We start from the raw sequence: 25,902 nt of genomic DNA, 5'->3' as shown, positions 1-25,902 counted from the left end.
GTTTGAATGATTTTTCTTTTAATCCACTTTATGGGGATTTAGTTTTGAGCTTGAAATTTGTAAAACAGAAAAACTATGAAAACGTTTTGGACAATAGTATTAGGATTGTTCCTGTTGGTTGGATGTAACAGCAGTGATGATGATCCACTGGGAAACTGGGTCAAAAAATCGGATTTTGAAGGACACCCCCGGGGAAATTCCGTTAGTTTTGTAATTGGCGAGAAGGCTTATGTTGGATTGGGTTACAATGACGATGATGATACCAATAATGGGTATTTGAAAGACTTTTGGGAATATAATTCTTCAACGGATAAATGGAACGCAATAGCTTCTTTCCCTGGTAATGGACGTATTTCTTCTGTAGGGTTTTCGATTAACGGGAAGGGTTATGTAGGAACAGGTTATGACGGAGATAACAAGCTAAAAGACGTTTGGGAATATGACCCAGCAACAAATGCCTGGACTCAGAAAGACGATTTTATAGGAGGGGCACGTTACAAAGCTGTTGGTTTTGCACTTGATAAATATGGATACATTGGTACTGGTTATGGCGATGATACAGTTGATAAAAATGATTTTTATCGTTTTGATCCAACAGCAGCAAGCGGAAGCCAATGGCAAAAGGTACAAAGTATTAGTGGATCGAAACGACGAGGCGCAACTGCGTTTACCTATAGTGGTAAAGCTTATGTTTGTACCGGAGTGAATAACGGCGTGGCTCTTACTGACATGTACGAATATGATCCGACAGCCGATACCTGGACCAAGAAAATTGATTTGGACGATGATTCGGATTGGACAATTGTTCGTCAAAATGCTTCCTCATTTGTATTGGATGATAAAGCGTATGTCTTTTTAGGCGAGAATTCAAGCACTCTGAGTACTGTTTGGCAATATGACTTTGCAAAAGATACCTGGGTTGATATGTCTGACTTTGAAGGATCGGCCCGGACCAACGCAGTTGCTTTTACTGTAGGTACTAAAGCAATTGTGGCAACTGGTCAATCGGGAAGTTATTATCTCGATGATGTTTGGGAATGGAGACCATACGAAGAATCAGATACTGATGACTAATAGAAAATGAATACATGAAAGGTTAAAACCTGTTTTTTAATCATACTTTCCAGAATTGAACTGTTCCTCAAAAGGGAACAGTTTTTTTATTTCTTTTTTTGAAGATTAAAGCAACCTCTACCAATTGAGTTGCATCTTTTTCACAAACCGTAACTTATTCTTTACAAACCTTAAAACTGAATTATTCTTATTTAACCTTTTTAAGTATGAATTAACTAACAATTTTACAGTTCAATAGCGACATTTGTCGGTATCGAAAGTGAATGATTAAAACTCAGTTAGCTTGACAAAAAATTATGTACTGACAAACAAGATACGCTGTAAATGGAAAAAATTTTTGATTTTTCAAGCTATTAGTTGTAGGGTAAAATAAGCTTTCTGCGGATTTGATTTTAAAGATTCAATTGTTACCGCTTTTTAGGGAATAAGTATGAGGAAAATCTACAAGTCGTTACAATTTATTAAAAATATCAGGCAAGAGCAGTGGGTTCTTTTTTTTGTGCACCTGTCAATCTGGTTAATGCTGTTTGTGGCTTTTTCAATATTCTCGCTTCGCCGGAATGAAAGTATGCCTGTGTTTATGGTTCTGTTGTATTTCTATGGATTTCTACTTTTTTACTTGAATTATTTTTTTCTAACGCCCCGTTTTTTGTTGCCCAAAAAGTATTTAGCCTTTTCGCTTTCAATTTTGGTAATCGTCTTGTTTTCTTTATTCGTGATCGATCCTTTGATTCATCGATTGTCGGTTAATGATTTTATAAGAAATGCACCACCCGAATTTAAAACGCTGCCACCTTTTGATAAATTTCCAGGTAAAGAGCCGAGAGATAATCGATTTTTTTCTCCGATGATGTCGCCGGGAATGTTTTTCTTATTGTTTGCATTTCTGACTTTCTCATCTTCGGTGCGTATTTTTCAGAAATTAAAGAGAGAGGAAGACATTAATCAGCGTTACCAACACGAAAAACTAAATGCCGAACTGATGTTGCTGCGACAACAAGTCAATCCACATTTCTTGTTTAACTCATTGAATAACATTCATTCGCTTGCCAATCGAAAGTCGGATCTGACTTCGGAAGCCATCATGAAACTTTCGTCAATTCTGCGCTATATGTTGAGCGAAAATCCAAGCAGTGAGATTCCGGTTTCCCGGGAGATTGCCATGATTGAAAACTACATTGACCTTCAGAAGTTGTGGATGAAAAATGCCATTAAGGTTGATCTGGTTGTCGAAAATGTGAAGGAGAACCATTATATCGAACCTTTTATCTTAAATCCTTTGGTCGAAAATGCCTTTAAATACGGAGCATTACCCGGAATAGAATCTGTTATTTCCATTCATTTAAGAATAATAGACGATTGGTTGCATGTTCAAATAAGCAATCCGGTTTTACGCGAAAAATTAAGCGCTGCCGGGAGTATGGGGATCGGCGTAAACAATGTGATCCGCCGACTGGAATTGTGTTATCCGGGTAATTACAAAATGGAAAACAACCGCATAGGAGATATGTATCAGATCAACCTATCAATGAAACTCAAAAGCAATGAACTGTATAGCAATTGATGACGAGCCTTTGGCGCTCGATCTTTTAAAAGATTACATCGAAAAAATACCATTTTTAGAATTGGAACGCACATTCACCAATCCAATTGAAGCTTTGGGCTACCTTCAGGAAAATAAGGTTGATTTGGTTTTTTTGGATGTTGAACTTCCATATTTGAGTGGAATTGAGTTCGTAAAATGCCTGCAATCGAAGCCGCTTATTATTTTCACCACGGCTTACGAGAAATATGCATTGGCAGGATACGACCTTGAAATTACGGATTACCTGGTGAAGCCAATTGTATTTGATCGGTTTTTGCGTGCGGTTAATAAAGCATACTGCATCAACAAACAGAGCAAAAAAGGGAATGAACGGATTGCGGCCTTGCCTGAAAAAGAATCCCAATCAGAATTCATCATGGTAAAAACCGGTTATAGCACCATCAACATTAACCTGAACGATATTCTATATGTTGAAGGATTAAAAGATTACATCAAAATTCATTTGACCGGTAAAACAGTCTTGACCCTGAACAGCTTGAAAAAACTTCAGGAGATGTTGCCAGAGTCTCGTTTTGTGAGGGTACACCGTTCGTTTATAGTGTCGTTACCCAAGATTGATTCCATACAGCGCAGTCGTATTGTGATCGGAAAAACATTTGTTCCGGTTGGCGAAAACTACAAGAATGCATTTAAAGATATGATTGCATCAATCAATCTGTAATGCTCCGAATAATTATTTTTGAGATCGATTAATTTCAGATCAACCCATTTTTGAGAGTTTCAAGCAGCTTTTAAAATAAATTTATTGGAAGACGATTTCATCACTGTTTAAAAGGATGAAGTCGTCTTTTTCAATTCTGTCCGCATTTAAACAGATATGAGTTCAGTGAGAATAATTTTCATGTAACGTTTTTGTTAGTTAATTACCAACGAATTTTGTAAATTTATTGTAGTGGATCTTCAAGTTGCTCTGCACCCAATTGGGTATTACCACCCAATTGCCTGATTGCCGATGATGTACGGCAAACTTCTATTGAGAACTTTAATAACTCTCCTTAATTGATCTTTTTGCTTCTGGTTTGGACTCAAAATATGTAGGGGCAGTTTAAATTTAGTTTTCTTGTTCCTTTAGGAACGAAAGGTCGGTAGAATTAATGAAAATATAGATGTCTTTTGTCCCATATGGGACAATCCAAAGCTTGTTATTCGACATTTCTACCGACAGATTTTCCCTACGGGAAATTTTTAAACAGTTTCGTAATTTTTAGTTGATTTTTAATGCTAAACCTTTCCTCTTATAGTGACAATGAACTTTAGTCAATTCACTAAAATGTCAAAAAAATGAAAAAATTAATTTTCCCCATAATACTTGTAGTCGTTCTGGTTTTGGCTTCAGAAATGATAAACCCGCAGATAATACCTTACCTGGCGATGGGACTACTTACTGCAATTCTCCTGAAATCATGAGTGGTAAAGTAAAAAACGGTCATTGAGTAAAGCCATTTGGCAATTCTTATTTTGATAAGGTGAAGAAATTGAAGTTGAACGCAGGAACAATTCGTCTAACTGTATAATTTATAATCATTATGGAACCCAATTCTAAATCAACTTGTTGCCCTGAATTTAATCCTGTTCCATGGGATGATCAAATCTTCGAGTGGAAAGAAAACGATTCGTCAAAGACAAGGTTTGTACGCTCTTTTATATGCCTTTGAATTTCGGTAGGGTGATGAAACGTATCGACCGAAAAATTACAGCAGCCGGAGCAACTATGGTCGATTTGGTTGGCCTGTCTGACCACACTTCGAAATGGAATATGGATCTTTACCTGGCAGTGGACAAGGAAATTCCCGAAGCCGAAAACATTACGATGACAGGTAAGTATTACAGCAAAGTTTATGAAGGTCCGTTTCGCGAGACCGAAAAATGGTGCAAGGATTTTGATAATGTTGCCAAAATCAAGAGCTATACCATCAATAAATGTTTTTTGTGGTACACCACTTGCCCAAAATGCGCCAAAAAGTACGGGAAAAACTATGTGGTGATTATTGGTCGGGTAGAATAACCAGGTTCAATTCAATTACAATACGGAATGGCGACAGATGTTTAAACAGCAAAATTCTTTCCTGTAAATAAATCTTCGTCAATATGTAATGCAGAGGTTAACTTCTCGTCAAATAGCATTATCATGCTTGATAATTTTTCTTCTTTTTTTGATGGATGGAAACATTTTATGCGTTTGGCTGTTCGTCAGAAACAACAAATAAATATTCATTCTTAACAACTAAGCTATGAAAAACACGCTTCTACTATTATTCAGTTTATTTTTTTACACGATGAGTTTAAATGCACAATTTCAGAAAGCTACAGCACCGGTTGCCGATAAAAAGGAACATTGGCGTAACATTCACGACGATAAAGTTTTAGATAATTATTACTGGATGTACGATTATTTCGGCAAAGGACCAGATAGTACTAAAGTGGTTGATTACCTGAAAGCTGAAAATGCTTATTTGGACGCGACGATGAGCGAAACGAAAGCCTTTCAGACTGATTTGTTTACCGAAATGAAAGCCAGGATTAAAGAGAAAGATGAAAGCGTTCCGGTCTTTAAAAATGGCTATTATTATTACAGCCGGACCGAAGATGGCAAGCAATACTACAAATACTGCCGAAAGAAAGGTACACTTGATGCGAAAGAAGAAATTTTGCTTGATGTCGATCAGTTGGCGGAAGGACATTCCTATTATGCGGCTACTGGTTTTGAAGTGAGTGAAGATAATAAGTTAATGGCTTATGGAGTTGATTTAGTGAGCCGTAGACAATATATCATTTATGTAAAAAACCTTGAGACAGGTGAGATCCTGAAAGATGCAATTCTCAACACGGAAGGCGATCCTTGTTGGGCAAACGATAACAAAACAATTTTTTATACCTCGAAAAATCCGGTAACACTTTTGTCCGAAAAGATTCAGCGCCATACGCTTGGTACCGAACCCTCTACCGATGTTTTGGTATATGAGGAAAAAGATAAGAGCAATTATATTGGGGTAGGCAAGAGCAAAAACAATAAATATATTTTTATCGTTTCCAATGCAACCATGTCGTCAGAATGGCGGATGATTGATGCCAGCAAGCCCAACGATTCGTTTCGTATGTTTCAGCCCCGGATGAAAGATGTATTGTACGATGTGACGCCACTTGCCGATAAATTTCTTATACGGACAAACAAAGATGGAGCAAAGAATTTTAAACTGATGGAATGTCCGTTGGGAAAGACAGAGGCAGCCAATTGGAAAGAAGTAATTCCGGTTAGGAAAGACGTATTGCTTCAAGGTGTCGAAGAATTTAAAGACTTTATTGTAATTAACGAGCGAAAAGATGGCCTGGTCAAATTGAGGATCAGGAGTTTGAAAGACAAAGCCGAACATTACCTCGATTTTGGCGAACCTGCTTATGCTGCCAATTTTGGCGCTAATCCCGAATATAATAGTACAAATTTACGGTATAGCTATACTTCATTAACTACGCCATCTTCAGTTTACGATTACCAGATGGTTACCAAAGTCAAGACATTAAAGAAACAGCAGGAGGTGCTTGGCGGCTACAATTCAACTGATTACGTGACCGAACGATTGTATGCAACGGCCAAAGACGGGACCAAAGTTCCTATTTCACTTGTTTACAAAAAAGGCATCAAAAAAGATGGTAATGCACCATTGTTACTTTATGGATATGGAAGTTATGGTGCCAGTATGGATGCCAGCTTTACCAGTACACGGCTGAGTTTACTTAACAGAGGTTTTGTTTATGCCATTGCTCATATTCGGGGTGGTCAGGAAATGGGGCGCCAATGGTACGAAGACGGTAAATTGATGAAAAAGATAAACACCTTTACTGACTTTATTGATTGTGGAAAATTTCTGGTTGCTGAAAAATATACATCCACAAAGCATCTTTATGCCATGGGTGGTAGTGCCGGAGGTTTATTGATGGGTGCAGTTGCTAATATGGCTCCCGATTTATGGCATGGTATAATTGCCCAGGTTCCGTTTGTTGATGTGGTGAATACCATGTTGGACGAAAGTATTCCTTTGACTACCAACGAGTTTGATGAATGGGGAAATCCGAAAAATAAGGACGCCTATTTTTATATGAAAAGTTACAGCCCCTACGAAAATGTCGAAAAGAAAAAATACCCGAATATGTTGGTCACTACAGGTTTGCACGATAGTCAGGTGCAATATTTCGAACCATCTAAATGGGTTGCTAAACTTCGGGACATGAAAACAGATCAGAACATTTTGCTGTTGCACACCAACATGGAGTATGGTCATGGTGGCGCCAGCGGACGATTCGATTATTTGAAAGATGTTGCGCTTAATTTTGCATTCTTATTTACTTTGGAAGGAATATCCAAATAAATGATATGGTTGGTAGAGACGTTGCATGCAACGTCTCTACTATTTCAATACCGCATCCCACAATACTTCCACAGGATGTACCACTTTTCGGCCTGTTCCGTCTGAGATGTGGTGGCGGCATGAGGTTCCGGGAGCGGTAATTATTTCTTCTGAAAGTGATTTTCTTACTGCCGGAAATAAATCCAGTTCGCCAATTTGCATACTCAATTCGTAATGTTCCTTTTCGTAGCCGAACGAACCAGCCATTCCACAGCATCCGCTTTTTATTTCCTGAACAGTATAATTGGAAGGTAATCCGAGTATTTTTCGGGTGGGTAGGGTAGAGGCAACCGCTTTTTGCTGGCAATGCCCATGCAGTTTAATGGTTTTTGTCTCGTTTGTAAATTGCTCACTCCTGATGTTTCCTTTTTCCATTTCCTGAACCAGAAATTCTTCCAGCATCAGCGCATTTTTTGCCAGCTTTCTGGCTTTCTCCTGAAGGTTCAAATCAACCAACTCAGGATATTCGTCCCTGAAAGTTAAAATGGTTGATGGCTCAATCCCTATCAGCGGAGTTTCTTCTGAAATTATTTTCGAGAGTTGATTCACATTAAGGTTGGCGATTTGTTTGGCTTTGCGCAGCAATCCTTTCGAAAGGAATGTTCGCCCACTTTCCTGGTGTTTAGGTATCACCACTTCGTAGCCCAGTTTATTCAGCAGTAAAATGGCTTTGATACCGATATGACTTTCGTTGAAATTGGTAAACTCGTCGGCAAATAAGTAAACTTTCCCAATTTTATCCTTGCCCAGTAAAATCGGCTTCCTGTACCATTTCCGTAAACTCAGTTTCGACAATTCAGGAATTTCCCTTTCCGGAGCAAAGCCAATCGCTTTTTTAAACAGTTTGGCGCTTGTAATCAGATTAGTTACTGGCCGAAATGCCATTCCCAGTTGATTGATTCGTGGCAACCAGGCAATCAGCAACGAACGCATTGGAAATCCATGCTGATCGTAGTATTGCTGCAAAAATTCGGTTTTGAATTTGGCCATGTCGATGTTCGACGGGCATTCCGATTTGCAGGCTTTGCACGAAAGGCACAAATCAAGCACTTGCATCACTTCATCCGAATCAAAAACATTTGCTTTTTGTGGGCGGGTCAGGTATTCGCGCAGCACATTGGCGCGGGCGCGGGTCGATTTATCCTCGTCGCGGGTTGCCATGTAGCTTGGGCACATCGTTCCACCAATGAGGTTGCTTTTTCGGCAGTCGCCCGATCCGTTGCACATTTCAACCGAGCGAAGCAAATCGCCGTGTGGTGCGTAGTCAAATAGCGTATTCGCTTTAAACGATGGTTGTCCCATCATTATCCGTAGGTCTTCGGTGATCGACGGTGTGTCTACAATTTTCCCGGGATTCAGGATGTTTTGCGGGTCCCAGGTGTATTTTAGTTTGCGGATCAGCTCGTAATTGTGTTGTCCAAGCATCAGTGGAATGAATTCGCCGCGCAGGCGTCCGTCGCCATGTTCGCCACTAAGTGAACCCCGAAATTTCTTCACCAGTTCGGCAACTTCCTTTGCCAGCGAATGGTAAATCTTCACATCTTCCGGATCTTTCAGGTTTAGTAATGGGCGCAGGTGCAATTCACCCGTTGCAATGTGGCCGTAATACACGCAGTTCAATCCGTATCGGGCAATAATCTGATCAAATTCGCGAATGTATTGCGGCAAATAATCGGGAGCAACTGCCGTATCTTCAATTACAGTTACATTACGCTTATCTCCCGGAATGTTCGAAAGCAAGCCCAGCCCAGCTTTCCGGAGTTCCCATATTTTCTTGATGCTTTCTTTGTCAGTAAACAACGGAAAATGATAACCGTAGCCCTCTTTCCGGAGGTCTTCTTCCAGTGCTCTGGCTTTCTTCTGTATTTCTTCTTCTGAATTGGCTGAAAATTCTATGGTCAGAATCGCTTTGGGGTTGCCTTGAATGAAAAATCGGTTTTTGCGCTGCTCAATGTTCTCCAATGTGCAGTTCAGAATGATGTCGTCGGTGAGTTCAATGGCATCAGGATGGTGCCGTAGGGCAACAATATTGCCGTAGAACGAATCTTCAAGCGTTTTGAAATGTGCACAAACCAGTCCCTGATACTTGGGAGGGAGCGGAACAATATTCAGCTTGATTTTAGTAACAAATACAAGCGTTCCTTCCGAACCGGACAACAATTTGCAGAAATTAAACGACTTTCCATTATTGGTAAAAGGATCGGTTTCCAATAGCACATCCAAAGCGTAGCCATTGTTACGGCGTGTAACTTTGGGGTCAGGAAATTCATTTCGGATTTCTTGTTGGTTGAATTTATCGGTAAGGGTCTCCTGGATATTTTTGTAGATTTTGGTTTCCAGTAATTCAGGATTTCCCGAACATTTTGCATGAAATTCTTCAGGCGTGAGTGATTTGAAAATAACATCAGATCCGTCAGACAGGATTCCTTCAACTTCCAGAATGTGTTCGCGTGTGCTGCCATAAATCAGCGAATGGAGCCCGCACGAGTTATTTCCGAGCATTCCGCCAATGCAGCAGCGATTGGCAGTGGAGGTTTCAGGGGCAAATTGAAAACCTTGTTTTGCCAGATGCTGATTCAATTCAGCCAAAATCACACCGGGTTCAACTTCAATCCATCGTTCTGCAATATTCAGTTCCCCAATTTTATTCAGGTATTTCGAAATGTCGACTACGATTCCTGAGCCAACAACTTGTCCGGCCAGAGATGTTCCCCCGGCACGTGGAATCACCGAAGTCCCTGTTTCCTTTGCAAAAGCGATAATTTTGCGGATGTCTTCTTTGCTCTTTGGCCGTGTGACAGCCTGCGGAATCTCGCGATACGATGAAGCGTCAGTGGCGTAAATTACCTTTTGTACCTGATCGGTAAACACATCGCCATCGAGTGACTGTTTGAGCGAAAAGAAGGGATCTGTTGGCTTCATAAAAAAAGTTTTTCCAAAAATAGGTAAATTAACTTGCATTGGAAGGTTGTGCAATCGATTGTTTTATAATTCTTAAGAGGCATAAGTAAGTCATTTCGTATATGAGTTTTGTCAATTTAGCCAATAATTTTTGCCGACTGAAGGTACACCGCTGCATATTTTAAGTACTTTTGACTCGAATTTTTTACTCCAAAGTTTAAACTTTAAATTACCGATGGAAATCTTAAAACGTGTATTTCAAAACGCTCAGAAATATCAGAAAAGGATAGTATTACCAGAAGGAACAGAACCACGGACTTTACGTGCTACTGAAATTATCTTAAATCAGAAACTTGCCCGGCTTATTCTTTTGGGAAATCCGGAAGAAATAAATCAAGTGGCAAATGAGATTGGAGTTAACATTGAGGGAGCTACAATTGTTGATCCGAAGACAGATTCAAGAAGGGGGCAGTATGCTGATTTAATGGTTGAAATCCGTAAATCAAAAGGGCTAACAAAAGAATCAGCACTCGATTTGTTAAACGATCCGCTTTATTTTGCGCCTTTAATGATTAAAAGTGGCGATGCTGACGGGGAGTTGGCTGGAGCGATAAATGCTACAGGTGATGTCCTTCGTCCTGCTTTGCAATACGTCAAAACTATGCCGGGCGTGAGTGTTGTTTCAGGGGCATTTCTGATGTTTGTGAACGATCCTCATTTTGGTCACGAAGGTATTTTAGTATTTGCCGATTGTGCCGTAATGCCCGATCCAAATGAACAACAGCTGGCCGAAATTGCAGTTACAACAGCTAAGACAGCTAAAGCAATTGTTGGTATGGATCCCCGTGTGGCTATGCTTAGTTTTTCTACTATGGGTAGCGCGCAGCATCCTTTAGTTGATAAAATGAGGAATGCGACCCGGATTGCCCGTGAAATGGATCCTGAATTAAAGATTGACGGTGAAATGCAGCTCGACGCCGCACTGATTGCCGAAGTTGGACGTTTAAAGGCTCCAAACAGTGAAGTTGCTGGTCGCGCCAACATATTGGTATTTCCAGGTCTTGAAGCTGCCAATATTGGTTATAAGTTGGTTCAGCGTTTGGGTAAAGCCGAAGCTGTTGGTCCGGTGCTTCAGGGAATGGCCGCCCCAATTAACGATCTTTCGAGAGGATGTTCGGTGAGCGATATTGTTAATATGGTAGCCATTACAGCAAATCAGGCTGCTGCACTTTTTGAATAAATAAAATCAATACAAATAACTATGCCGAGTGAAGTTATTTACGAACCGATTGAAGAGTTCGGTTTAAGTAAAAAAAGCATAAGCAAAACACTTTTTTCCAAAATTGGGGTAGTTGGTTGCGGTCTTGTTGGCCAAAACATAGCACGTGTTGCCAGTTTCTACGGAATTGAAGTTGTTTTTATTGAAGTTAGTGAGGATAAAATTCGCGAAGCCTACAAAAATATTGAAAAGGTTTTGGATGAACGAATTGAGCATTGGGGAATTACTCAAGGTGAGAAACGTGCTATTCTTTCGCGGATAAAAGGAACTTTGGACTACAAAGACCTGAAAGGATGCGATTTTGTGATTGAAGCAATCAGGGCTATTGATCGTGGAGGAAAGATCAAAGAACGGAAAGAAATTTTCCGCAAAATAGAAGAAGTAGTTGAGCCTGATTGTATCATTGCTACTCATTCTACAACAATTGTAATAACAGAACTTTCTTCAGACTTACAGTATCGTGACCGTTGCATTAGTCTACATTTCTTTGTCAATCATCAGGAAGCCAGAGTTATAGAAGTTGTACGCGGCTTGTACACTACTGACGAATCGTATCAAAAAGTTTGCAAGTTTGTTGCGTTGATTAACCGCAAGATTGTTCCTGTTCTGGAATCAGCTGGCTTGGTAAGCGTTAGGTTATTTGTTGTGCTGCTTAATGAAGCCTGTGAGGTATTAATGGAGGGCATTTCAAACATTGAGGATGTCGATCAACTGATGAGAATCGGTTTCGGTATGCGCCTTGGTCCATTCGAGTTGGCTGATAAGATGGGACTTGATAAAGTTTTACGCTGGATGGATAACATTTACAACGAATTTGGAGACATCCGATATAAGCCAAATCCGTATCTCCGTAAATTAGTTCGCGCCAAGCATTTCGGAATTGAATCCGGAGATGGTTTTTACAAATACGATGAGAATGGGAATCGGGTAATACAACCTAATAATCAACGGTGTTAATTCTCATTCGATTGGAAAATAAATAGAAACAAGATGAAACAAGTCGTGTGTAAATGTCTCAGATACACCATGGCGCGTTCAATCTGGCAAGTAAAAAACAAATTAGATACACATGAAGATTCTGGTTTTAAATTGCGGAAGTAGTTCAATCAAATATCAGCTATTCTCAATGACCGACCGAGTGGTAATTGCCAAAGGTGGCGTTGAAAAACTGGGGATGAAAGGCAGCTTTTTGAAGCATGTCCGTCAGGATGGTCAGGTAGTCGTTTTCGAAGGCGAAATTTTAGATCACAAAATAGGTGTTGAGTATATATTAGGCATTTTAACCAGTGAAAAACACGGTTGTTTGAAAAGCCTTGAAGAATTGGATGCTGTTGGTCATCGTGTCGTTCATGGTGGCGAACTTTTTAATTCGAGTGTTCTTTTAACCGACGACGTACTTGCAGAAGTAACCAAATGCATCGATATAGCACCGCTTCATAATCCGCCCAACCTGAAAGGTATCAAGGCGATGGAAGAGTTGATCCCCGGAATCCCGCAGGTTGGAGTTTTCGATACTGCTTTCCACCAGACCATGGAGCCCAAAGCATATATGTACGGAATTCCTTATCCACTCTATAAAAAATATGGGATTCGCCGTTATGGATTTCACGGAACAAGTCACCGTTACGTAACTAAACGTGCTTGCGAATTGCTTGGAGTTGATTACAATACCCAGAAAATTATTTCGTGCCATTTAGGTAATGGAGCTTCTGTTGCTGCAATAAAGAATGGAAAATCGATTGATACGTCGATGGGATTTACTCCAGTCGAAGGTTTAGTAATGGGAACCCGCAGCGGTGATTTAGATGTTGGTGTAGTGCTTTACATCATGGAAAAAGAGGAAATCGGTATCAAATCGGCCAATACTCTGTTTAATAAACATGCCGGAATGCTTGGTGTTACCGGAATTTCGTCGGATATGCGCGAAATTGAAATGGCAAAAGACAAGGGAGATGAAAGAGCTGCTCTTGCACTTGAGATGTACGATTACAAGGTGAAAAAATACATTGGCTCATACATCGCGGCCATGGGAGGACTCGATATTTTGATTATGACCGGAGGAATTGGCGAAAATGCTGATACAACCCGTGAAGGTGTGTTGAGTGATCTTGATTTTCTTGGAATTTCACTTGATCATCAGAAAAACAAAGGTTTCAGGAAAGAAGGGGTTATAAGCACTCCGGAATCAAAAGTGAAGGTTATCGTTGTGCCTACCGATGAAGAATTGATGATTGCTTTAGATACTGAGCAAATTGTGACAAGTGGAAATAAATTGTAAGCAATTTAGACAGCCTGAAGTAAAGATTATAAGTTGGCTTCTTTTCTTATGAAGATATTGAAACGTCCGGTGTTTAATAACATCGGACGTTTTATTTTACAGCGGTTTAAAAACATTTTAGTTGTTGATGTTTGTTACGTATTAATCAGGACTGAAATAATAATTTTGTGTTTATAAATTACTTAGAATGAAACTTGAACGCTTAGCTGATTTATTCGTTTATACTAAATCGCTCCGTAAAAGGACTCTGATTGCTGTAAATGCTGTTGATTTACATTCACTTGAAGCTATTTTCGAAGCCATAAAGCTTGGAATTGTTTCGGGTGTTGTAACCGGAAATCGCGACGAGATCATTAGATTATGTATGGCTCATCAGATTGATCATCAATCATTCCAAATCATTCATGCCGAAACAGAAGAAGATGCAGCAACGCTTGCAATTAATCAGGTGAAACAGATTTCGGGGAGTATTTTGATGAAAGGCCTGATCAGTAGCGATAAATTTATGAGGGCAATTCTTAATAAGGAAGCCGGATTATTGCCTCAGGGAAATATTCTAAGCCATGTTTCGGTGATTGATAATCCCAATTATCACAAGTTGCTAATTGTTAGCGATGTGGCTATTATTCCATATCCTACCATTCCGCAAAAAATAGCCATGGTTCAGTATTTAACGAAAATGGCCGTCGATTTGGGAATTACCCATCCAAAAGTAGCTCTAATTGCTCCAACCGAGCAGGTTTTACCTTCGCTGGTTTCGTGTACCGACGCTGTTGAAGTGATGAAAGCTGCTGAAGATGGTCGGTTTGAGCCAGCAACGGTTTTTGGTCCAATGGCGTTGGATGTGGCGATTGATCTGGAGTCGGCTCAAATTAAAGGTATTTCTTCAGAAGTGGCCGGAGACGCCGATTGCTTGCTATTCCCCAATATCGATGCCGGAAATGTTTTCTATAAGACGAATACTAAACTGTGTTATGCCGATCAGGCAGCAGTGGTGATGGGCGCCAATGTGCCTGTTGTGTTGTCTTCAAGAGGCGACAGCATACAAACAAAACTGAACTCAATTGCTCTTGCAGCGTTATTAAGTTAATTTATCCAATTCATGAGCGATATTCGAATTCTGGCTATTAATCCCGGTTCAACGTCAACCAAGTTTGCTGTTTATTTCGAAGGAGAATGCAAGTTGAAAAAAACGTTGCGCCACTCCATCGAAGAATTATCGCTCTATGAAAATATCATCGATCAGTTCGAATTCAGGAAAGGCCTGATTATCGATTCGCTGGTTGAGGAAGGATTTGATGTAGATAAGATCAAGTATGTTATTGGCCGGGGTGGATTGACTTATTCTTTGAAATCGGGTGTTTACCTGGTGAATAACCGGATGCTGAAACATGCGCGAGCCGGAATTTACGGACAACATGCCAGTAATCTGGGGCCACTTATTGCTGATTATATTGCGCTTCAGATTCCGGGAGCTCATGCTTACGTGGCCGACCCGGTTGTTGTTGATGAGCTGGACGAAATTGCCCGTTTTTCAGGCCATCCACTTTTAGAACGACGTTCGATTTTTCATGCACTGAACCAGAAAGCAACAGCCCGTCTTCATGCAAAAAAAATAGGGCGCAAATATGAAAAGCTAAATCTGATTGTAGCACATTTGGGTGGAGGAATTTCGGTTGGTGCGCATTGCAAGGGAAAGGTAATTGATGTGAACAATGCTTTAGATGGAGAAGGGCCATTCAGCCCGGAACGCAGCGGAACCTTGCCTGCCGGGCAGTTGATTGATTTATGCTTCAGTAAAAAATACCAGAAAGATGAGATCCGCCGCATGGTGATTGGTGAGGGTGGTTATGTGGCCTATCTGGGAACTAATGATGCGATGGAAGTTGAAAAACGTGCCGCTGATGGCGAAGAATTGGCCATTAAAATACAGGATGCCCTTGGCTATCAAGTAGCCAAATCAATTGGTGAAATGGCTGTTGTGTTGAATGGTTATGTCGACGCCATATTACTCACCGGTGGTTTGGCATACAGTAAATACCTTACCCGATTTATTACTTCGAAAGTCGAATTCATCTCCGAAGTTCATGTTTATCCGGGCGAAGATGAATTGGAAGCATTGGCATTAAATGCTTTGCGAGTGGCCACTGGCGAAATTGAACCGCTCGATTATCCGAATTAAGTGTTAACCTACATTTTTCAGTGATTCGTTTGGGCTAATTTCGATGTAAAGATTTTATCTTTATGAATTGAAACTTCAAACCACTAGACCATGAAATGTATTGCATTTTTTGTTTTTCTCTCCTTGCTGATTTTTAAGGATGCCCCGGCTCAACAACCGAATGTGATTTATGATGAGGCGAATGTTCCGGAATATAAACTTCCCGATGTTTTAACCCGGTTTAATGGTGGTAAGGTGAAATCGGCCAAAGTTTGGTATAAAAAGCAACGTCCGGAGATTTTGAAGAAATTTACAGAAGAGGTTTACGGAAAGGTTCCCGGGAAATTAGAAATATCGGATGTGAAAGTCTGGGAAACATCAAATGATGCCATAAATGGTTTAGCCATCCGCAAGCAATTATCCTTGTTTTTCAAAAAAAACGACCGGAATCTGGAGGTAAATGTATTGATGTATTTGCCCAAATCACAACGAAAAGCGCCGGTTTTTCTGGCGTATAATTTCTCCGGAAATCATACCGTTTATAGCGATCCAAATATTCGGTTAACCGAATCTTGGGTCAATGATAATCCTTCTGTTGGAATCATCAATAATCGCGTAACTGAGCAATCACGTGGCAGTGACTCAGAAAGCTGGCAGGTCGAGAATATCATTAAAGCAGGGTACGGTTTAGTAACCGTGTATTACGGTGATATTGATCCTGACCGAAATGATTTTTCGGATGGAATCGAGCCGTTTTTTTATCAGCCGAATCAAACTCACCCAAAATATGACGAGTGGGGCTCTATAGCAGCCTGGGCCTGGGGATTATCTCGGGTGATGGATTATTTGGAGAAGGATGAGCAAGTTGATTCTCAAAAGGTAGCTGTTTTAGGCCATTCAAGGTTGGGCAAGACTGCGTTGTGGGCTGGCGCTAACGATCAGCGGTTTGCGATGGTTATTTCAAACGAATCGGGTTGTGGTGGAGCAGCGCTTTCGATGCGTAAATTTGGTGAAACCGTTCAGATTATAAATACCAATTTCCCTCATTGGTTTTGCGGTAATTTTAAAAAATTCAACGATAATGAAGCCGATTTGCCAGTCGATCAACACATGCTTTTAGCTTTAATCGCACCACGACCTCTGTATGTGGCCAGCGCCGAAGGCGACAAATGGTCGGACCCGAGAGGTGAATTTTTATCGGCGAAATATGCTTCTGCTGTTTATCAATTACTAGGTTCTGAGGGATTGCCAATTAAAGAAATGCCTGAAGTTGACCATCCGGTAATGGGCACAATAGGTTACCATATCCGCTCCGGAAAACATGATTTGACTTCGTACGACTGGACGCAGTATATCAAGTTTGCCGATAAGTTCTTTAAGTAACTGAAGGATTGAATTACTGAAGGATTGAATTTTTAAACTTTAGGCACTCCAAACTTTAGTTCACTTTAGACACTTTTTTTGTTTTCAGGATAGTACAGGATTCCATTTGCTGCAAAATTGAGTTTCTTTGTTTGTAACCTTATTAAGATTCTAATTCATGAATAAAAAATACTTTTTAGCTTTCGATCTGGGAGCTTCAAGCGGACGTGCCATTTTAGGAACTTTAATTAATGATACGCTCGAATTGACTGAAATACATCGGTTTTCCAACCAGATGCAGTTGATTAACGGGCATTATTTCTGGAATATTTTCAGCTTATTCAATGAATTGAAAGCCGGACTGAAGAAGTGTGTCAAAGAGTACGGAATCCAGCCTGAATCCATCGGGGTGGATACCTGGGGCGTCGATTTTGTGCATCTGAATAAGGAAGGTTTAATTATTTCACTTCCTTTTGCTTACCGCGACTCGCGCACCAATACCTCGATGGACGATTTGTTTCAGATCGTTCCGCAGGAAGAAGTTTATGCGCAAACCGGAATTCAGTTTATGCAATTCAATAGCCTGTTTCAGTTGTTCTCGATGGTAAAAGACCAGTCGTCGCTGTTGGAAATCACCGATTCCATACTTTTTATGCCTGATGCGCTGAATTATTTGTTTTCAGGAGTAAAGAAGAGCGAATTTTCGATTGCCAGTACCAGCCAGATGATTGTTCCGGGGAAATGCGAATGGAATTATGAGTTGATCGAAAAAGCTGGAATTCCGAAACAAATTCTTCAGGAGATTATTCTACCAGGAACTATTCTTGGAAATATTACCAATGAAGTAGCCAATGAAACTGGCAGCAAATCGGTTCCGGTTATTGCTGTTGCCGGACACGATACCGCTTCAGCCATCGTTTCTACTCCTTGTTCGGAGACTAATTTTGCATACATCAGTTCCGGTACCTGGTCGCTTATGGGAATCGAATGCCCGAAACCTCACATTTCAGCACAAACTCACCAGCTCAATTTCACCAACGAGGGTGGGGTAAATGGTACAACCCGTTTCCTGAAAAACATTATGGGTATGTGGCTTATTCAGGAAGTTCAGCGCATTTGGGAGGCCGAGGGAATGAAATACACATGGCCCGCGATGGTTGAACTGGCCCGGAGAGCAGAACCATTTCAATTCCTGATTAATCCGGATGACAGCATGTTTTTGAATCCACGAGATATGACTCAGGCTATACGCGATTTTTGCTATCAAACGGCACAGGGAACACCGCAAAATCATGGCGAAGTTATTCGCTGTATTTACGATAGTTTAGCGCTGAAATACCGTTTTACGCTGGAACAAATCCGCGATGTTTCCGATCAGCCGATTGAAGTGATTCATATCATTGGTGGTGGAGCCAATAACCATTTCCTGAACCAGCTAACTGCCGATGCGACTGGGCTGGATGTTGTTGCGGGTCCTACCGAAGCAACAGCGATCGGGAATATCATGATTCAGGCGAAAGCATTGGGTTACGTTGGTTCTTTAACTGAGATTCGTCAAATTATTGCCAATTCGAGCGAATTGGTACGATTTATTCCTTCGGGTGAACTGGATTGGGATGAAGCCTATAACCGGTATCTGAGGATAACTCTGTAATTCAGCTTTGAGAAAACTCCATAAAAAAAACCTTGTCGCAAAACGACAAGGTTTTTTGAGAGGTATGGACAGGACATGTCCTGTCCGCACTATTTCTTCTTCTTGTTTTGTTCCTCCGCTGAAATGGATTCACGCATAGAAGTGTCAGCCATGATGTTTTTGTATTTCATGTAATCCATGATTCCCAGGTTTCCACTCCGGAAAGCTTCAGCAATGGCCATCGGGATTTGAGCTTCGGCATCAATCACCTTGGCGCGTGCTTCCTGAGCTTTTGCTTTCATTTCCTGTTCAAGTGCTACTGCCATTGCACGACGCTCTTCAGCTTTAGCCTGAGCAATGTTTTTATCGGCTTCAGCCTGGTCCATCTGCAATCCGGCCCCAATGTTTTTGCCGATGTCGATATCGGCAATGTCGATGGACAGAATTTCAAATGCGGTTCCGGCATCCAAACCTTTTCCCAATACAACTTTTGAGATCGAATCAGGATTTTCCAATACGGCTTTGTGTGTATGCGACGACCCAATGGACGATACAATACCTTCGCCAACACGAGCGAGAACAGTTTCTTCGCCAGCACCTCCAACCAATTGTTTAATATTGGCTCGAACGGTTACCCTTGCTTTACAAATCAGCTGGATTCCGTCTTTGGCAACTGCCGCTACCGGAGGAGTATCAATTACTTTTGGGTTTACCGACATTTGTACGGCCTGAAAAACATCACGTCCGGCAAGGTCAATGGCGGTAGCCATTTTAAAACTTAGCTCAATGTTGGCTTTTTGCGCTGAAACCAAGGCATGAACCACTTTTTCAACATGTCCACCAGCCAGGTAATGGGCTTCCAGTTCATCGCGGTTAAGTACCAATCCAGCCTTTGTGCCTTCGATCATGGCACGAACGATAACTGATGGCGGTACTTTCCGAAACCGCATCAGGAAGAGCTGAATCAGTGAAATCCGCACATCTGACACGAGGGCTGAAAACCACAGTCCAACCGGGACATAATACAAAAGTATGACCATGAGGATAAAAATCCCGATGATCAATCCAAATACTCCAAGACCTTGAATTTGCTCCATTATGATATATTTAAAGGTTCAACTGTAATCAGTGATTTTTCAATGTGAATGATTCTAACTTGTTCTCCCGGATTGACAAATGTTCCGGTTGATCGCACTTCGACTACTTCATCGTTCACTTTTATTTTCCCCATCGGGGCTAAACGGCCGATTGTAACTCCTATGTCGCCAACTTTTACTTTTTCAGGATCAATTTCGTTAGTGTGACCGGTAAGAACTGCATTAAGCACCATCGATTTTCCAGCTTTACTTTTAAATAGCTTATAAACAAGTAACGGTGCAGCGATCAGCACAAAAGCAAGTGTCAGAAACCCTGCCAACGGGCCATAGTCGGTGAATGCCAGGTAAACACTGTAAACAAGTACAAGGAAACTTCCGACTCCGGCAACGGTTATTCCGGGCAAAATGGTGACCTCAATCAGCAATAAAACAATACCCAAAATAATCAGGAAAATAATGATCAGGAAGTTCATAGTTCAGGATTAATCAATGGTTGCCCTGAGATCTTTTTGAACCAGAGCATTTTTCATTGGTCTAAGATAAGAAAAACTTCCCTTCTTTACGTCGCATTTTCCTTTATAATGAACCAAAAGGGTACATTGTTCAGCCTGAATCATATCGTGTTCACAAACAGTTATTAAGGCATCGATCACGTAATCGAACGTGTGGTAGTCGTCGTTGTGAAGAACCAAAAATTTTTCTTTTTTGTTCTCTACATCCTGTTCTTCATCTTTTTCTTTATGTGGAGCTGTTCGTGTCATGATTTGGATATTAAATACGTTTTAATAAATTGAAAAACCTCGTACTCTGATTGCCTGTATCACATTTCGGGTTTTGTGCTTGAAATACCCTAAAGCTAATACAATTCCTGTCGCTTTTTGTTATAGGCAAGTTAAAAATTCGTTACGGCTTATCCTGCTCGTTATTCAATTTGCGGGCTTCATCCAGCGTAATTCTTTTCCCGTTGTTGTAGGCAGCAATTGATGCATTTTTTATTCCTTCCAATTTAACCTGACTTTGTAAAGTTAAGGCTTCCTGATAGCGCTTCAAACTGCCAGTTGTATAAACGGTAACACCTTTTTCGTCCTTGTAACTTTCTACTTTTCTTAGCATCCCCAGTTTTTTTATCGATTTGGCAGCAGTGTCGGGTAATTTCCCTTTAAAGGCTCCAACCTGGATTTTATAGGTTACTGAAGTAGCTGGTTCAGTATTGGCGACCGGTTTCGACTCTGCTTTGTAATACATAATCGTGTCGGGTACTTTTTGTTTGTTCAAAGCGGCAATTGCTTGTTGTATGCTATCCTGGTAAATTTTGATTTTTTCCTGAAACTTGGCCTTTTCGTCTGATGAAGCGGATTGCCAATACTGTTTTTCCTCGCTTCGGGCTTTTTCGTATAAATTAGGAATCTCTTCATTCAAGGTCATCATTTGTCCTTCTGCTTTTAAAATCAGTGCCGAAATTTTTTCTTTCTGATCATCTGAAGAGTCGGCGTACGATTTTCGCAAACTGTCGGTTCGGGCCGAAAGCTTGTTGACCTCTTTTTCTTTCAGCCAGGCCGAGTAAAATATTTTTCTGGATTCGTCTTTTACAAAATTACTAAAACTGAAGTAGCTGATTTCTGAATTCACCTGAAAATCGATCGCTGCCTTTCTTGCATTTTCAGGAATAACAAATACTTCAGACTGAGAAACTGGTGGTTTTATAGTAGCAATCGTGTCATTTTGGATCAGTTCATCAGATGAAATATCTGCATATGAATTTAATCCCCCAATTGTAAACAATAGGAGAATTAAGGTTGTTTTTATGCTTGTTGTGAATTGAATTAACATATTCGGTATATGTTTGATTTGGCCTTAAAATTACAAAAAATGTAGCTAGGTCGCTATATGATTGAACCGGTTTATTTTATCAACAACGTTTTGTTACGTCCGAATCATATCAATATTTCAAGTATATTTGTCTAACTTAAAAACATTCAATTAATGACATCTTTAAGTAAAGGTGATAAAGCTCCTGAATTTCATGGGCTGAATCAAAACAATGAGACCATTTCATTGGAAACGTTCAAGGGTAAAAAGATTATTTTGTACTTCTATCCGAAAGATAATACTCCGGGTTGTACCGCAGAATCGTGCAACCTGAATGATAATTACCAGGCTTGGCTGGCCAAAGGCTACGAGGTTGTTGGTGTTAGTCCGGATAGTGTTGCTTCACACAAAAAGTTCGCCGATAAGTTCCAATTCGGGTTTAACCTGATTGCAGATACTGAAAAAGAAATTCTTCAGGCTTATGGTGTTTGGGGCGAAAAAAGTATGTACGGCAAAAAATACATGGGAGTTATGCGTACCACCTTTGTGATTAACGAATCAGGAATTATTGAAGATATTTTTGAGAAAGTAGATACAAAAAACCATACCGATCAAATCATTAAAGCATTAGATATCAAGTAAAATGGCAAACGACGAAAAATCAAAACAGAACATCGAAAAGTTAAAGGCTCTACAGTTGACAATGGATAAAATCGAGAAAAGCTATGGCAAAGGCTCGATTATGAAATTAGGCGACCGTGTGGTTGAAGACGTTCCTTCAATCTCTTCCGGATCAATTGGTCTGGACATTGCAATGGGCGTTGGTGGCTACCCCAAAGGAAGAATCATCGAAATTTATGGACCTGAATCGTCAGGTAAAACAACTTTAGCCATTCATGCCATTGCCGAAGCTCAGAAAGCTGGTGGTATTGCTGCGATCATTGACGCTGAACATGCGTTTGATCCTGGTTATGCAACCAAATTAGGCGTTGATATCAACGAATTGCTGATTTCTCAACCTGACAATGGAGAGCAGGCTCTGGAGATTGCTGACAACCTGATCCGTTCAGGAGCCGTTGATATTATTGTTATTGACTCGGTGGCAGCATTGACTCCAAAAGCTGAAATTGAAGGTGAAATGGGCGACTCAAAAATGGGTCTTCAGGCTCGTTTGATGTCTCAGGCTTTACGTAAACTGACTGCCAACATCAATCGCACTAAAACCTGTGTCATCTTTATCAACCAGTTGCGCGAGAAAATCGGCGTCATGTTTGGTAATCCTGAAACGACTACCGGTGGTAATGCACTGAAATTTTACGCTTCGGTACGTTTGGATATTCGCCGCATTGGTCAGATTAAAGACGGGGAAGATGCCCAGGGAAATCATACCCGTGTGAAAGTTGTAAAAAACAAAGTAGCTCCTCCATTCAAAAAGGCCGAATTCGACATCATGTATGGCGAAGGTATTTCAAAAACAGGAGAAATCGTTGATTTGGGCGTTGAACTCAATGTCATCAAAAAGAGCGGATCGTGGTTTAGTTACGGCGAAACCAAACTTGGACAAGGACGCGAATCGGTTAAAACAGTGATTCGCGATAATCCTGAATTAGCGCAGGAACTGGAAGCCAAAATATTTGAAGCAATCACGGCAACAACGACGGTAAATTAAATAAAGTTTAAAAATACAGTCATGTCCGGGTTTGGCAGCTGTGCTGTTAAACCCGGACTTTTTTTTAGTCGTATCTTTTGCCACGATTTCTGATAGATTATTAAGAATCGTGGTTCATTTGTAATAAATATCAATCGGGAAGCTTAAAATGCTTGTATATTTTAAGGTCTTCCGTTAATTCAAGAATTATGAAAGTTTTAAAGTTTGGAGGTACTTCTGTTGGAAGCGCTGAAAATATTCAAAGGGTAAAAGAAATCCTGAAAGGGCAGACAGACGATGTAATCGTTGTAGTTTCGGCTTTGGGTGGAATTACCGACAAGATTTTGAGTGCAGCAAAAATGGCTGCGATTGGAACCGGCTACTTTCAGGCTGAATTGACGGAAATCAACACGCGCCACTACGAGACGATTGAAAAACTATTTGTTGCTGAAAAACAGGCTGACATAAAGGCAAAAACTACCATCTTGCTTGAAGAGCTTGAACGGATTATTCAAGGGGTTTCGTTGATTGGAGAACTCACCCCGAAAACACTCGATAAAATTGGTGGCTTTGGCGAACGTTTGTCATCGCTCATTATTTCAGAATATATTCCTGAATCCAAATGGTTTGATTCAAGTAAGCTGATCAAGACCAACAGTAATTTTGGTAAAGCCACTGTCGATTTTGGGCAAACCAATCAACTCATTCAAACGGCTTTTGCCTCTTTTTCAGGAATTGCTATCGTTCCGGGGTTTATTTCGAGCAACGAAGTTGGCGAATACACCACTTTGGGCCGTGGTGGTTCCGATTATACCGGGGCTATTTTGGCAGCGGCTTTGGATGTGGCATCGCTCGAAATCTGGACCGACGTGAATGGTTTCATGACTGCCGATCCGCGAGTGATTAGCAAAGCCTACACCATTAAGATGCTGAGCTATTCGGAGGCCATGGAGCTTTCGCATTTTGGTGCAAAGGTTATTTATCCGCCAACGATTCTGCCGGTTTATAAGAAGGGAATTCCGGTTCTCATTAAAAATACAATGGATCCCGAAAACGAGGGAACTTTAATTACCGATAGCAAACATAATGGGAAAGACCTGCCGATTAAAGGTATTTCATCCATTTCAAACATTACCCTCATAACCATACAGGGATTGGGTATGGTTGGCGTTACCGGTATCTCTTCACGGCTTTTTGGCGCTTTGGCTCGCCAGAATGTGAACGTCATCCTGATTTCGCAAGCTTCTTCCGAAAACTCAATCAGTTTTGCCATTGATTCATCCAGCTCATCAAAAGCTGAAGCAGCCATCCAGCAAGAGTTCGATCGTGAAATTCAGCTCGACCAGATCAATAAGATTACGATTGAAGAAAATCTGGCCATTGTAGCTATTGTTGGCGAAAACATGAAGCATGCAACTGGAATTGCCGGAAAGCTTTTCAATACCATCGGTAAGAATGGGATTAACATCATTGCTATTGCGCAGGGAGCTTCGGAGTTGAACATTTCGTGGGTTGTAAAGATTTCTGATTTACGCAAAACCTTGAACGTGGTTCACGAATCGTTTTTCTTGTCGGAGAATGTTGAGCTGAACGTTTTCTTGTTGGGAATTGGTTTGGTGGGCGGTAATCTGCTCGAACAAATCAAACAGCAACAACCCAAATTGCTGAAGGAGAAACACCTCAAGATTAAACTTGCGGGAGTTGCCAATTCCAAAAAGATGCTGTTTAATCGTGAAGGTATTGATATTGCCACTTTCCGCGAAAAAATGACGACCGAGGGGCAGCAATCGAGTCTCGAAAACTTTAAAAATGAAATTATCGGTCTGAACATGTATAATTCAATCTTTGTGGATTGTACCGCCAACGATCAGGCTGCCGGATTATATGCCGAACTGCTGAATGCCAATGTCTCGATTGTTACTGCCAATAAGGTAGCAGCTTCTTCAGACTACGAAAACTACGCGCTCCTGAAGAAAACGGCTAAGAGGAAAGGTGTTAAATTCCTTTTCGAAACCAATGTTGGCGCCGGGTTGCCGATTATTACCACTTTGAACGATTTGGTCAATTCGGGCGATACCATTGTGAAAATCGAAGCTGTTCTTTCCGGAACACTCAATTTCATTTTCAATACCATCAGCGATACTGTTCCTTTGAGCCAAACTATCCGGATGGCCAAAGATCAGGGATTCGCCGAGCCTGATCCACGCATCGATCTTAGCGGAGTTGATGTTGCGCGAAAACTCCTCATTTTGGTTCGCGAATCGGGTTATCAGTTCGATATGAAAGACATTAAAATCAACACTTTTATTCCTGAAAAGTATTTTGAAGGAAGTGTTGACGATTTCTGGAAAAATATACCTGAAATGGATGCCGAATTCGAAGCCAACCGGAAAAAATTGACTGCAAAAGGACTTCTCTGGCGTTTCGTAGCCAAATTCGAAGATGGAAAAGCCGAAATCGGACTTCAGCAAATTGAAGCAAACCATCCGTTTGCCGATTTACAGGGATCGAACAATCTGGTCATGTTTAATACCGAGCGTTATCTTGAATTTCCGATGATTATTAAGGGTTATGGCGCTGGCGCTGCGGTAACTGCGGCCGGTGTTTTTGCCGATATTATCCGGGTTTCAAACATTTGAAAATGACATAGG

The 25,902-nt window shown here is 40.8% G+C and carries 20 protein-coding genes and 1 pseudogene; 16 read left to right on the top strand and 5 right to left on the bottom strand.

What is annotated here, in order from left to right; all coding sequences use genetic code 11:
* Nucleotides 1-75 precede the first annotated feature (75 nt).
* The 6 genes and pseudogenes from AQPE_RS02800 to AQPE_RS02775 all read left to right on the top strand — a co-directional run bounded on the left by AQPE_RS02800 (nucleotide 76) and on the right by AQPE_RS02775 (nucleotide 7,044).
* Nucleotides 76-1,074 carry a Kelch repeat-containing protein gene (locus AQPE_RS02800; RefSeq protein WP_318349528.1) on the top strand — a complete coding sequence of 333 codons (999 nt, stop codon included), beginning with the start codon at nucleotides 76-78 and terminating at the stop codon, nucleotides 1,072-1,074.
* 430 nt (nucleotides 1,075-1,504) lie between these two features.
* Nucleotides 1,505-2,638, top strand: coding sequence for a sensor histidine kinase (locus AQPE_RS02795; RefSeq protein WP_318349527.1), 1,134 nt, complete (start codon nucleotides 1,505-1,507; stop codon nucleotides 2,636-2,638).
* Complete coding sequence (locus AQPE_RS02790) at nucleotides 2,619-3,341, top strand: LytR/AlgR family response regulator transcription factor (protein ID WP_318349526.1); 723 nt, start codon at nucleotides 2,619-2,621, stop codon at nucleotides 3,339-3,341. Before AQPE_RS02795 ends, AQPE_RS02790 begins: the two co-directional genes overlap by 20 nt.
* Nucleotides 3,342-3,961: 620 nt before the next feature.
* On the top strand, nucleotides 3,962-4,087 hold the full coding sequence (locus AQPE_RS02785; protein ID WP_318349525.1) for a hypothetical protein: 126 nt from the start codon (nucleotides 3,962-3,964) through the stop codon (nucleotides 4,085-4,087).
* A 119-nt stretch (nucleotides 4,088-4,206) separates the two neighbouring features.
* Nucleotides 4,207-4,685 (top strand): annotated as a pseudogene (locus AQPE_RS02780) (hydrolase).
* Between the two features lie 226 nt (nucleotides 4,686-4,911).
* A complete protein-coding gene (locus tag AQPE_RS02775; protein WP_318349523.1) occupies nucleotides 4,912-7,044 on the top strand; it encodes a S9 family peptidase in 2,133 nt (710 codons plus the stop codon).
* 39 nt (nucleotides 7,045-7,083) lie between these two features.
* On the opposite strand, the gene AQPE_RS02770 is transcribed toward AQPE_RS02775, so the two are convergent.
* Complete coding sequence (locus AQPE_RS02770; RefSeq protein ID WP_318349522.1) at nucleotides 7,084-10,005, bottom strand: FAD-binding and (Fe-S)-binding domain-containing protein; 2,922 nt, start codon at nucleotides 10,003-10,005, stop codon at nucleotides 7,084-7,086.
* A gap of 214 nt (nucleotides 10,006-10,219) precedes the next feature.
* Here AQPE_RS02770 and pta point away from each other — a divergent pair, with 214 nt between their 5' ends.
* The 7 genes from pta (at nucleotide 10,220) to rhaB (ending at nucleotide 18,718) form a co-directional block, all read left to right on the top strand.
* A complete protein-coding gene (gene pta, locus AQPE_RS02765; protein WP_318349521.1) occupies nucleotides 10,220-11,224 on the top strand; it encodes a phosphate acetyltransferase in 1,005 nt (334 codons plus the stop codon).
* 21 nt (nucleotides 11,225-11,245) lie between these two features.
* Nucleotides 11,246-12,220 carry a 3-hydroxyacyl-CoA dehydrogenase family protein gene (locus AQPE_RS02760; protein ID WP_318349520.1) on the top strand — a complete coding sequence of 325 codons (975 nt, stop codon included), beginning with the start codon at nucleotides 11,246-11,248 and terminating at the stop codon, nucleotides 12,218-12,220.
* Nucleotides 12,221-12,332: 112 nt separating this feature from the next.
* Complete coding sequence (locus AQPE_RS02755) at nucleotides 12,333-13,541, top strand: acetate/propionate family kinase (RefSeq protein WP_318349519.1); 1,209 nt, start codon at nucleotides 12,333-12,335, stop codon at nucleotides 13,539-13,541.
* A gap of 187 nt (nucleotides 13,542-13,728) precedes the next feature.
* The gene (locus tag AQPE_RS02750; RefSeq protein WP_318349518.1) at nucleotides 13,729-14,631 is read left to right on the top strand and encodes a phosphate acyltransferase; all 903 of its coding nucleotides are present in this window, start codon (nucleotides 13,729-13,731) and stop codon (nucleotides 14,629-14,631) included.
* A gap of 12 nt (nucleotides 14,632-14,643) precedes the next feature.
* Nucleotides 14,644-15,723 carry a butyrate kinase gene (buk, locus tag AQPE_RS02745; protein ID WP_318349517.1) on the top strand — a complete coding sequence of 360 codons (1,080 nt, stop codon included), beginning with the start codon at nucleotides 14,644-14,646 and terminating at the stop codon, nucleotides 15,721-15,723.
* A 90-nt stretch (nucleotides 15,724-15,813) separates the two neighbouring features.
* Nucleotides 15,814-17,085, top strand: a complete 1,272-nt coding sequence (locus AQPE_RS02740; RefSeq protein WP_318349516.1) for a glucuronyl esterase domain-containing protein — start codon at nucleotides 15,814-15,816, stop codon at nucleotides 17,083-17,085.
* Nucleotides 17,086-17,242: 157 nt separating this feature from the next.
* Entirely contained in the window at nucleotides 17,243-18,718 is a 1,476-nt protein-coding gene (gene rhaB / locus AQPE_RS02735; protein ID WP_318349515.1) for a rhamnulokinase, read from the top strand.
* Between the two features lie 89 nt (nucleotides 18,719-18,807).
* On the opposite strand, the gene floA is transcribed toward rhaB, so the two are convergent.
* From floA to AQPE_RS02715, 4 genes are all read right to left on the bottom strand, one after another.
* On the bottom strand, nucleotides 18,808-19,794 hold the full coding sequence (gene floA, locus AQPE_RS02730) for a flotillin-like protein FloA (RefSeq protein WP_318349514.1): 987 nt from the start codon (nucleotides 19,792-19,794) through the stop codon (nucleotides 18,808-18,810).
* Nucleotides 19,794-20,267: an NfeD family protein gene (locus tag AQPE_RS02725; RefSeq protein ID WP_318349513.1), complete on the bottom strand. Its 474-nt coding sequence runs from the start codon at nucleotides 20,265-20,267 to the stop codon at nucleotides 19,794-19,796. The genes floA and AQPE_RS02725 overlap by 1 nt, the downstream gene beginning before the upstream one ends.
* Before the next feature lie 9 nt (nucleotides 20,268-20,276).
* Entirely contained in the window at nucleotides 20,277-20,555 is a 279-nt protein-coding gene (locus AQPE_RS02720) for an ATP-dependent Clp protease adaptor ClpS (RefSeq protein WP_318349512.1), read from the bottom strand.
* Nucleotides 20,556-20,697: 142 nt separating this feature from the next.
* A complete protein-coding gene (locus AQPE_RS02715) occupies nucleotides 20,698-21,624 on the bottom strand; it encodes an SPOR domain-containing protein (RefSeq protein ID WP_318349511.1) in 927 nt (308 codons plus the stop codon).
* Between the two features lie 153 nt (nucleotides 21,625-21,777).
* On the opposite strand from AQPE_RS02715, the gene bcp reads away from it, so the two are divergent.
* From bcp to thrA, 3 genes are all read left to right on the top strand, one after another.
* Nucleotides 21,778-22,245: a thioredoxin-dependent thiol peroxidase gene (bcp, locus tag AQPE_RS02710; protein WP_318349510.1), complete on the top strand. Its 468-nt coding sequence runs from the start codon at nucleotides 21,778-21,780 to the stop codon at nucleotides 22,243-22,245.
* 1 nt (nucleotide 22,246) lies between these two features.
* The gene (recA, locus tag AQPE_RS02705; protein WP_318349509.1) at nucleotides 22,247-23,272 is read left to right on the top strand and encodes a recombinase RecA; all 1,026 of its coding nucleotides are present in this window, start codon (nucleotides 22,247-22,249) and stop codon (nucleotides 23,270-23,272) included.
* 188 nt (nucleotides 23,273-23,460) lie between these two features.
* Nucleotides 23,461-25,890: a bifunctional aspartate kinase/homoserine dehydrogenase I gene (gene thrA, locus AQPE_RS02700; RefSeq protein ID WP_318349508.1), complete on the top strand. Its 2,430-nt coding sequence runs from the start codon at nucleotides 23,461-23,463 to the stop codon at nucleotides 25,888-25,890.
* Nucleotides 25,891-25,902: the final 12 nt, after the last annotated feature.

This window comes from Aquipluma nitroreducens (genome assembly GCF_009689585.1).
Lineage (GTDB): Bacteria > Bacteroidota > Bacteroidia > Bacteroidales > Prolixibacteraceae > Aquipluma > Aquipluma nitroreducens.
The sequence above is the reverse complement of the archived record's forward strand: the minus strand, read 5'-3'. Positions and strand labels throughout refer to the sequence as shown.

Bases quoted from the DNA above. Each gene is read 5' to 3' on its own strand.
- AQPE_RS02790 (WP_318349526.1), top strand. From the start codon at position 2,619: ATGAACTGTATAGCAATTGATGACGAGCCTTTGGCGCTCGATCTTTTA.
- thrA (WP_318349508.1), top strand. From the start codon at position 23,461: ATGAAAGTTTTAAAGTTTGGAGGTACTTCTGTTGGAAGCGCTGAAAAT.
- rhaB (WP_318349515.1), top strand. From the start codon at position 17,243: ATGAATAAAAAATACTTTTTAGCTTTCGATCTGGGAGCTTCAAGCGGA.
- AQPE_RS02750 (WP_318349518.1), top strand. From the start codon at position 13,729: ATGAAACTTGAACGCTTAGCTGATTTATTCGTTTATACTAAATCGCTC.
- pta (WP_318349521.1), top strand. From the start codon at position 10,220: ATGGAAATCTTAAAACGTGTATTTCAAAACGCTCAGAAATATCAGAAA.
- AQPE_RS02795 (WP_318349527.1), top strand. From the start codon at position 1,505: ATGAGGAAAATCTACAAGTCGTTACAATTTATTAAAAATATCAGGCAA.
- AQPE_RS02800 (WP_318349528.1), top strand. From the start codon at position 76: ATGAAAACGTTTTGGACAATAGTATTAGGATTGTTCCTGTTGGTTGGA.
- AQPE_RS02785 (WP_318349525.1), top strand. From the start codon at position 3,962: ATGAAAAAATTAATTTTCCCCATAATACTTGTAGTCGTTCTGGTTTTG.
- floA (WP_318349514.1), bottom strand. From the start codon at position 19,794: ATGGAGCAAATTCAAGGTCTTGGAGTATTTGGATTGATCATCGGGATT.
- buk (WP_318349517.1), top strand. From the start codon at position 14,644: ATGAGCGATATTCGAATTCTGGCTATTAATCCCGGTTCAACGTCAACC.
- AQPE_RS02760 (WP_318349520.1), top strand. From the start codon at position 11,246: ATGCCGAGTGAAGTTATTTACGAACCGATTGAAGAGTTCGGTTTAAGT.
- AQPE_RS02725 (WP_318349513.1), bottom strand. From the start codon at position 20,267: ATGAACTTCCTGATCATTATTTTCCTGATTATTTTGGGTATTGTTTTA.
- AQPE_RS02775 (WP_318349523.1), top strand. From the start codon at position 4,912: ATGAAAAACACGCTTCTACTATTATTCAGTTTATTTTTTTACACGATG.
- bcp (WP_318349510.1), top strand. From the start codon at position 21,778: ATGACATCTTTAAGTAAAGGTGATAAAGCTCCTGAATTTCATGGGCTG.
- recA (WP_318349509.1), top strand. From the start codon at position 22,247: ATGGCAAACGACGAAAAATCAAAACAGAACATCGAAAAGTTAAAGGCT.
- AQPE_RS02770 (WP_318349522.1), bottom strand. From the start codon at position 10,005: ATGAAGCCAACAGATCCCTTCTTTTCGCTCAAACAGTCACTCGATGGC.
- AQPE_RS02755 (WP_318349519.1), top strand. From the start codon at position 12,333: ATGAAGATTCTGGTTTTAAATTGCGGAAGTAGTTCAATCAAATATCAG.
- AQPE_RS02740 (WP_318349516.1), top strand. From the start codon at position 15,814: ATGAAATGTATTGCATTTTTTGTTTTTCTCTCCTTGCTGATTTTTAAG.
- AQPE_RS02715 (WP_318349511.1), bottom strand. From the start codon at position 21,624: ATGTTAATTCAATTCACAACAAGCATAAAAACAACCTTAATTCTCCTA.
- AQPE_RS02720 (WP_318349512.1), bottom strand. From the start codon at position 20,555: ATGACACGAACAGCTCCACATAAAGAAAAAGATGAAGAACAGGATGTA.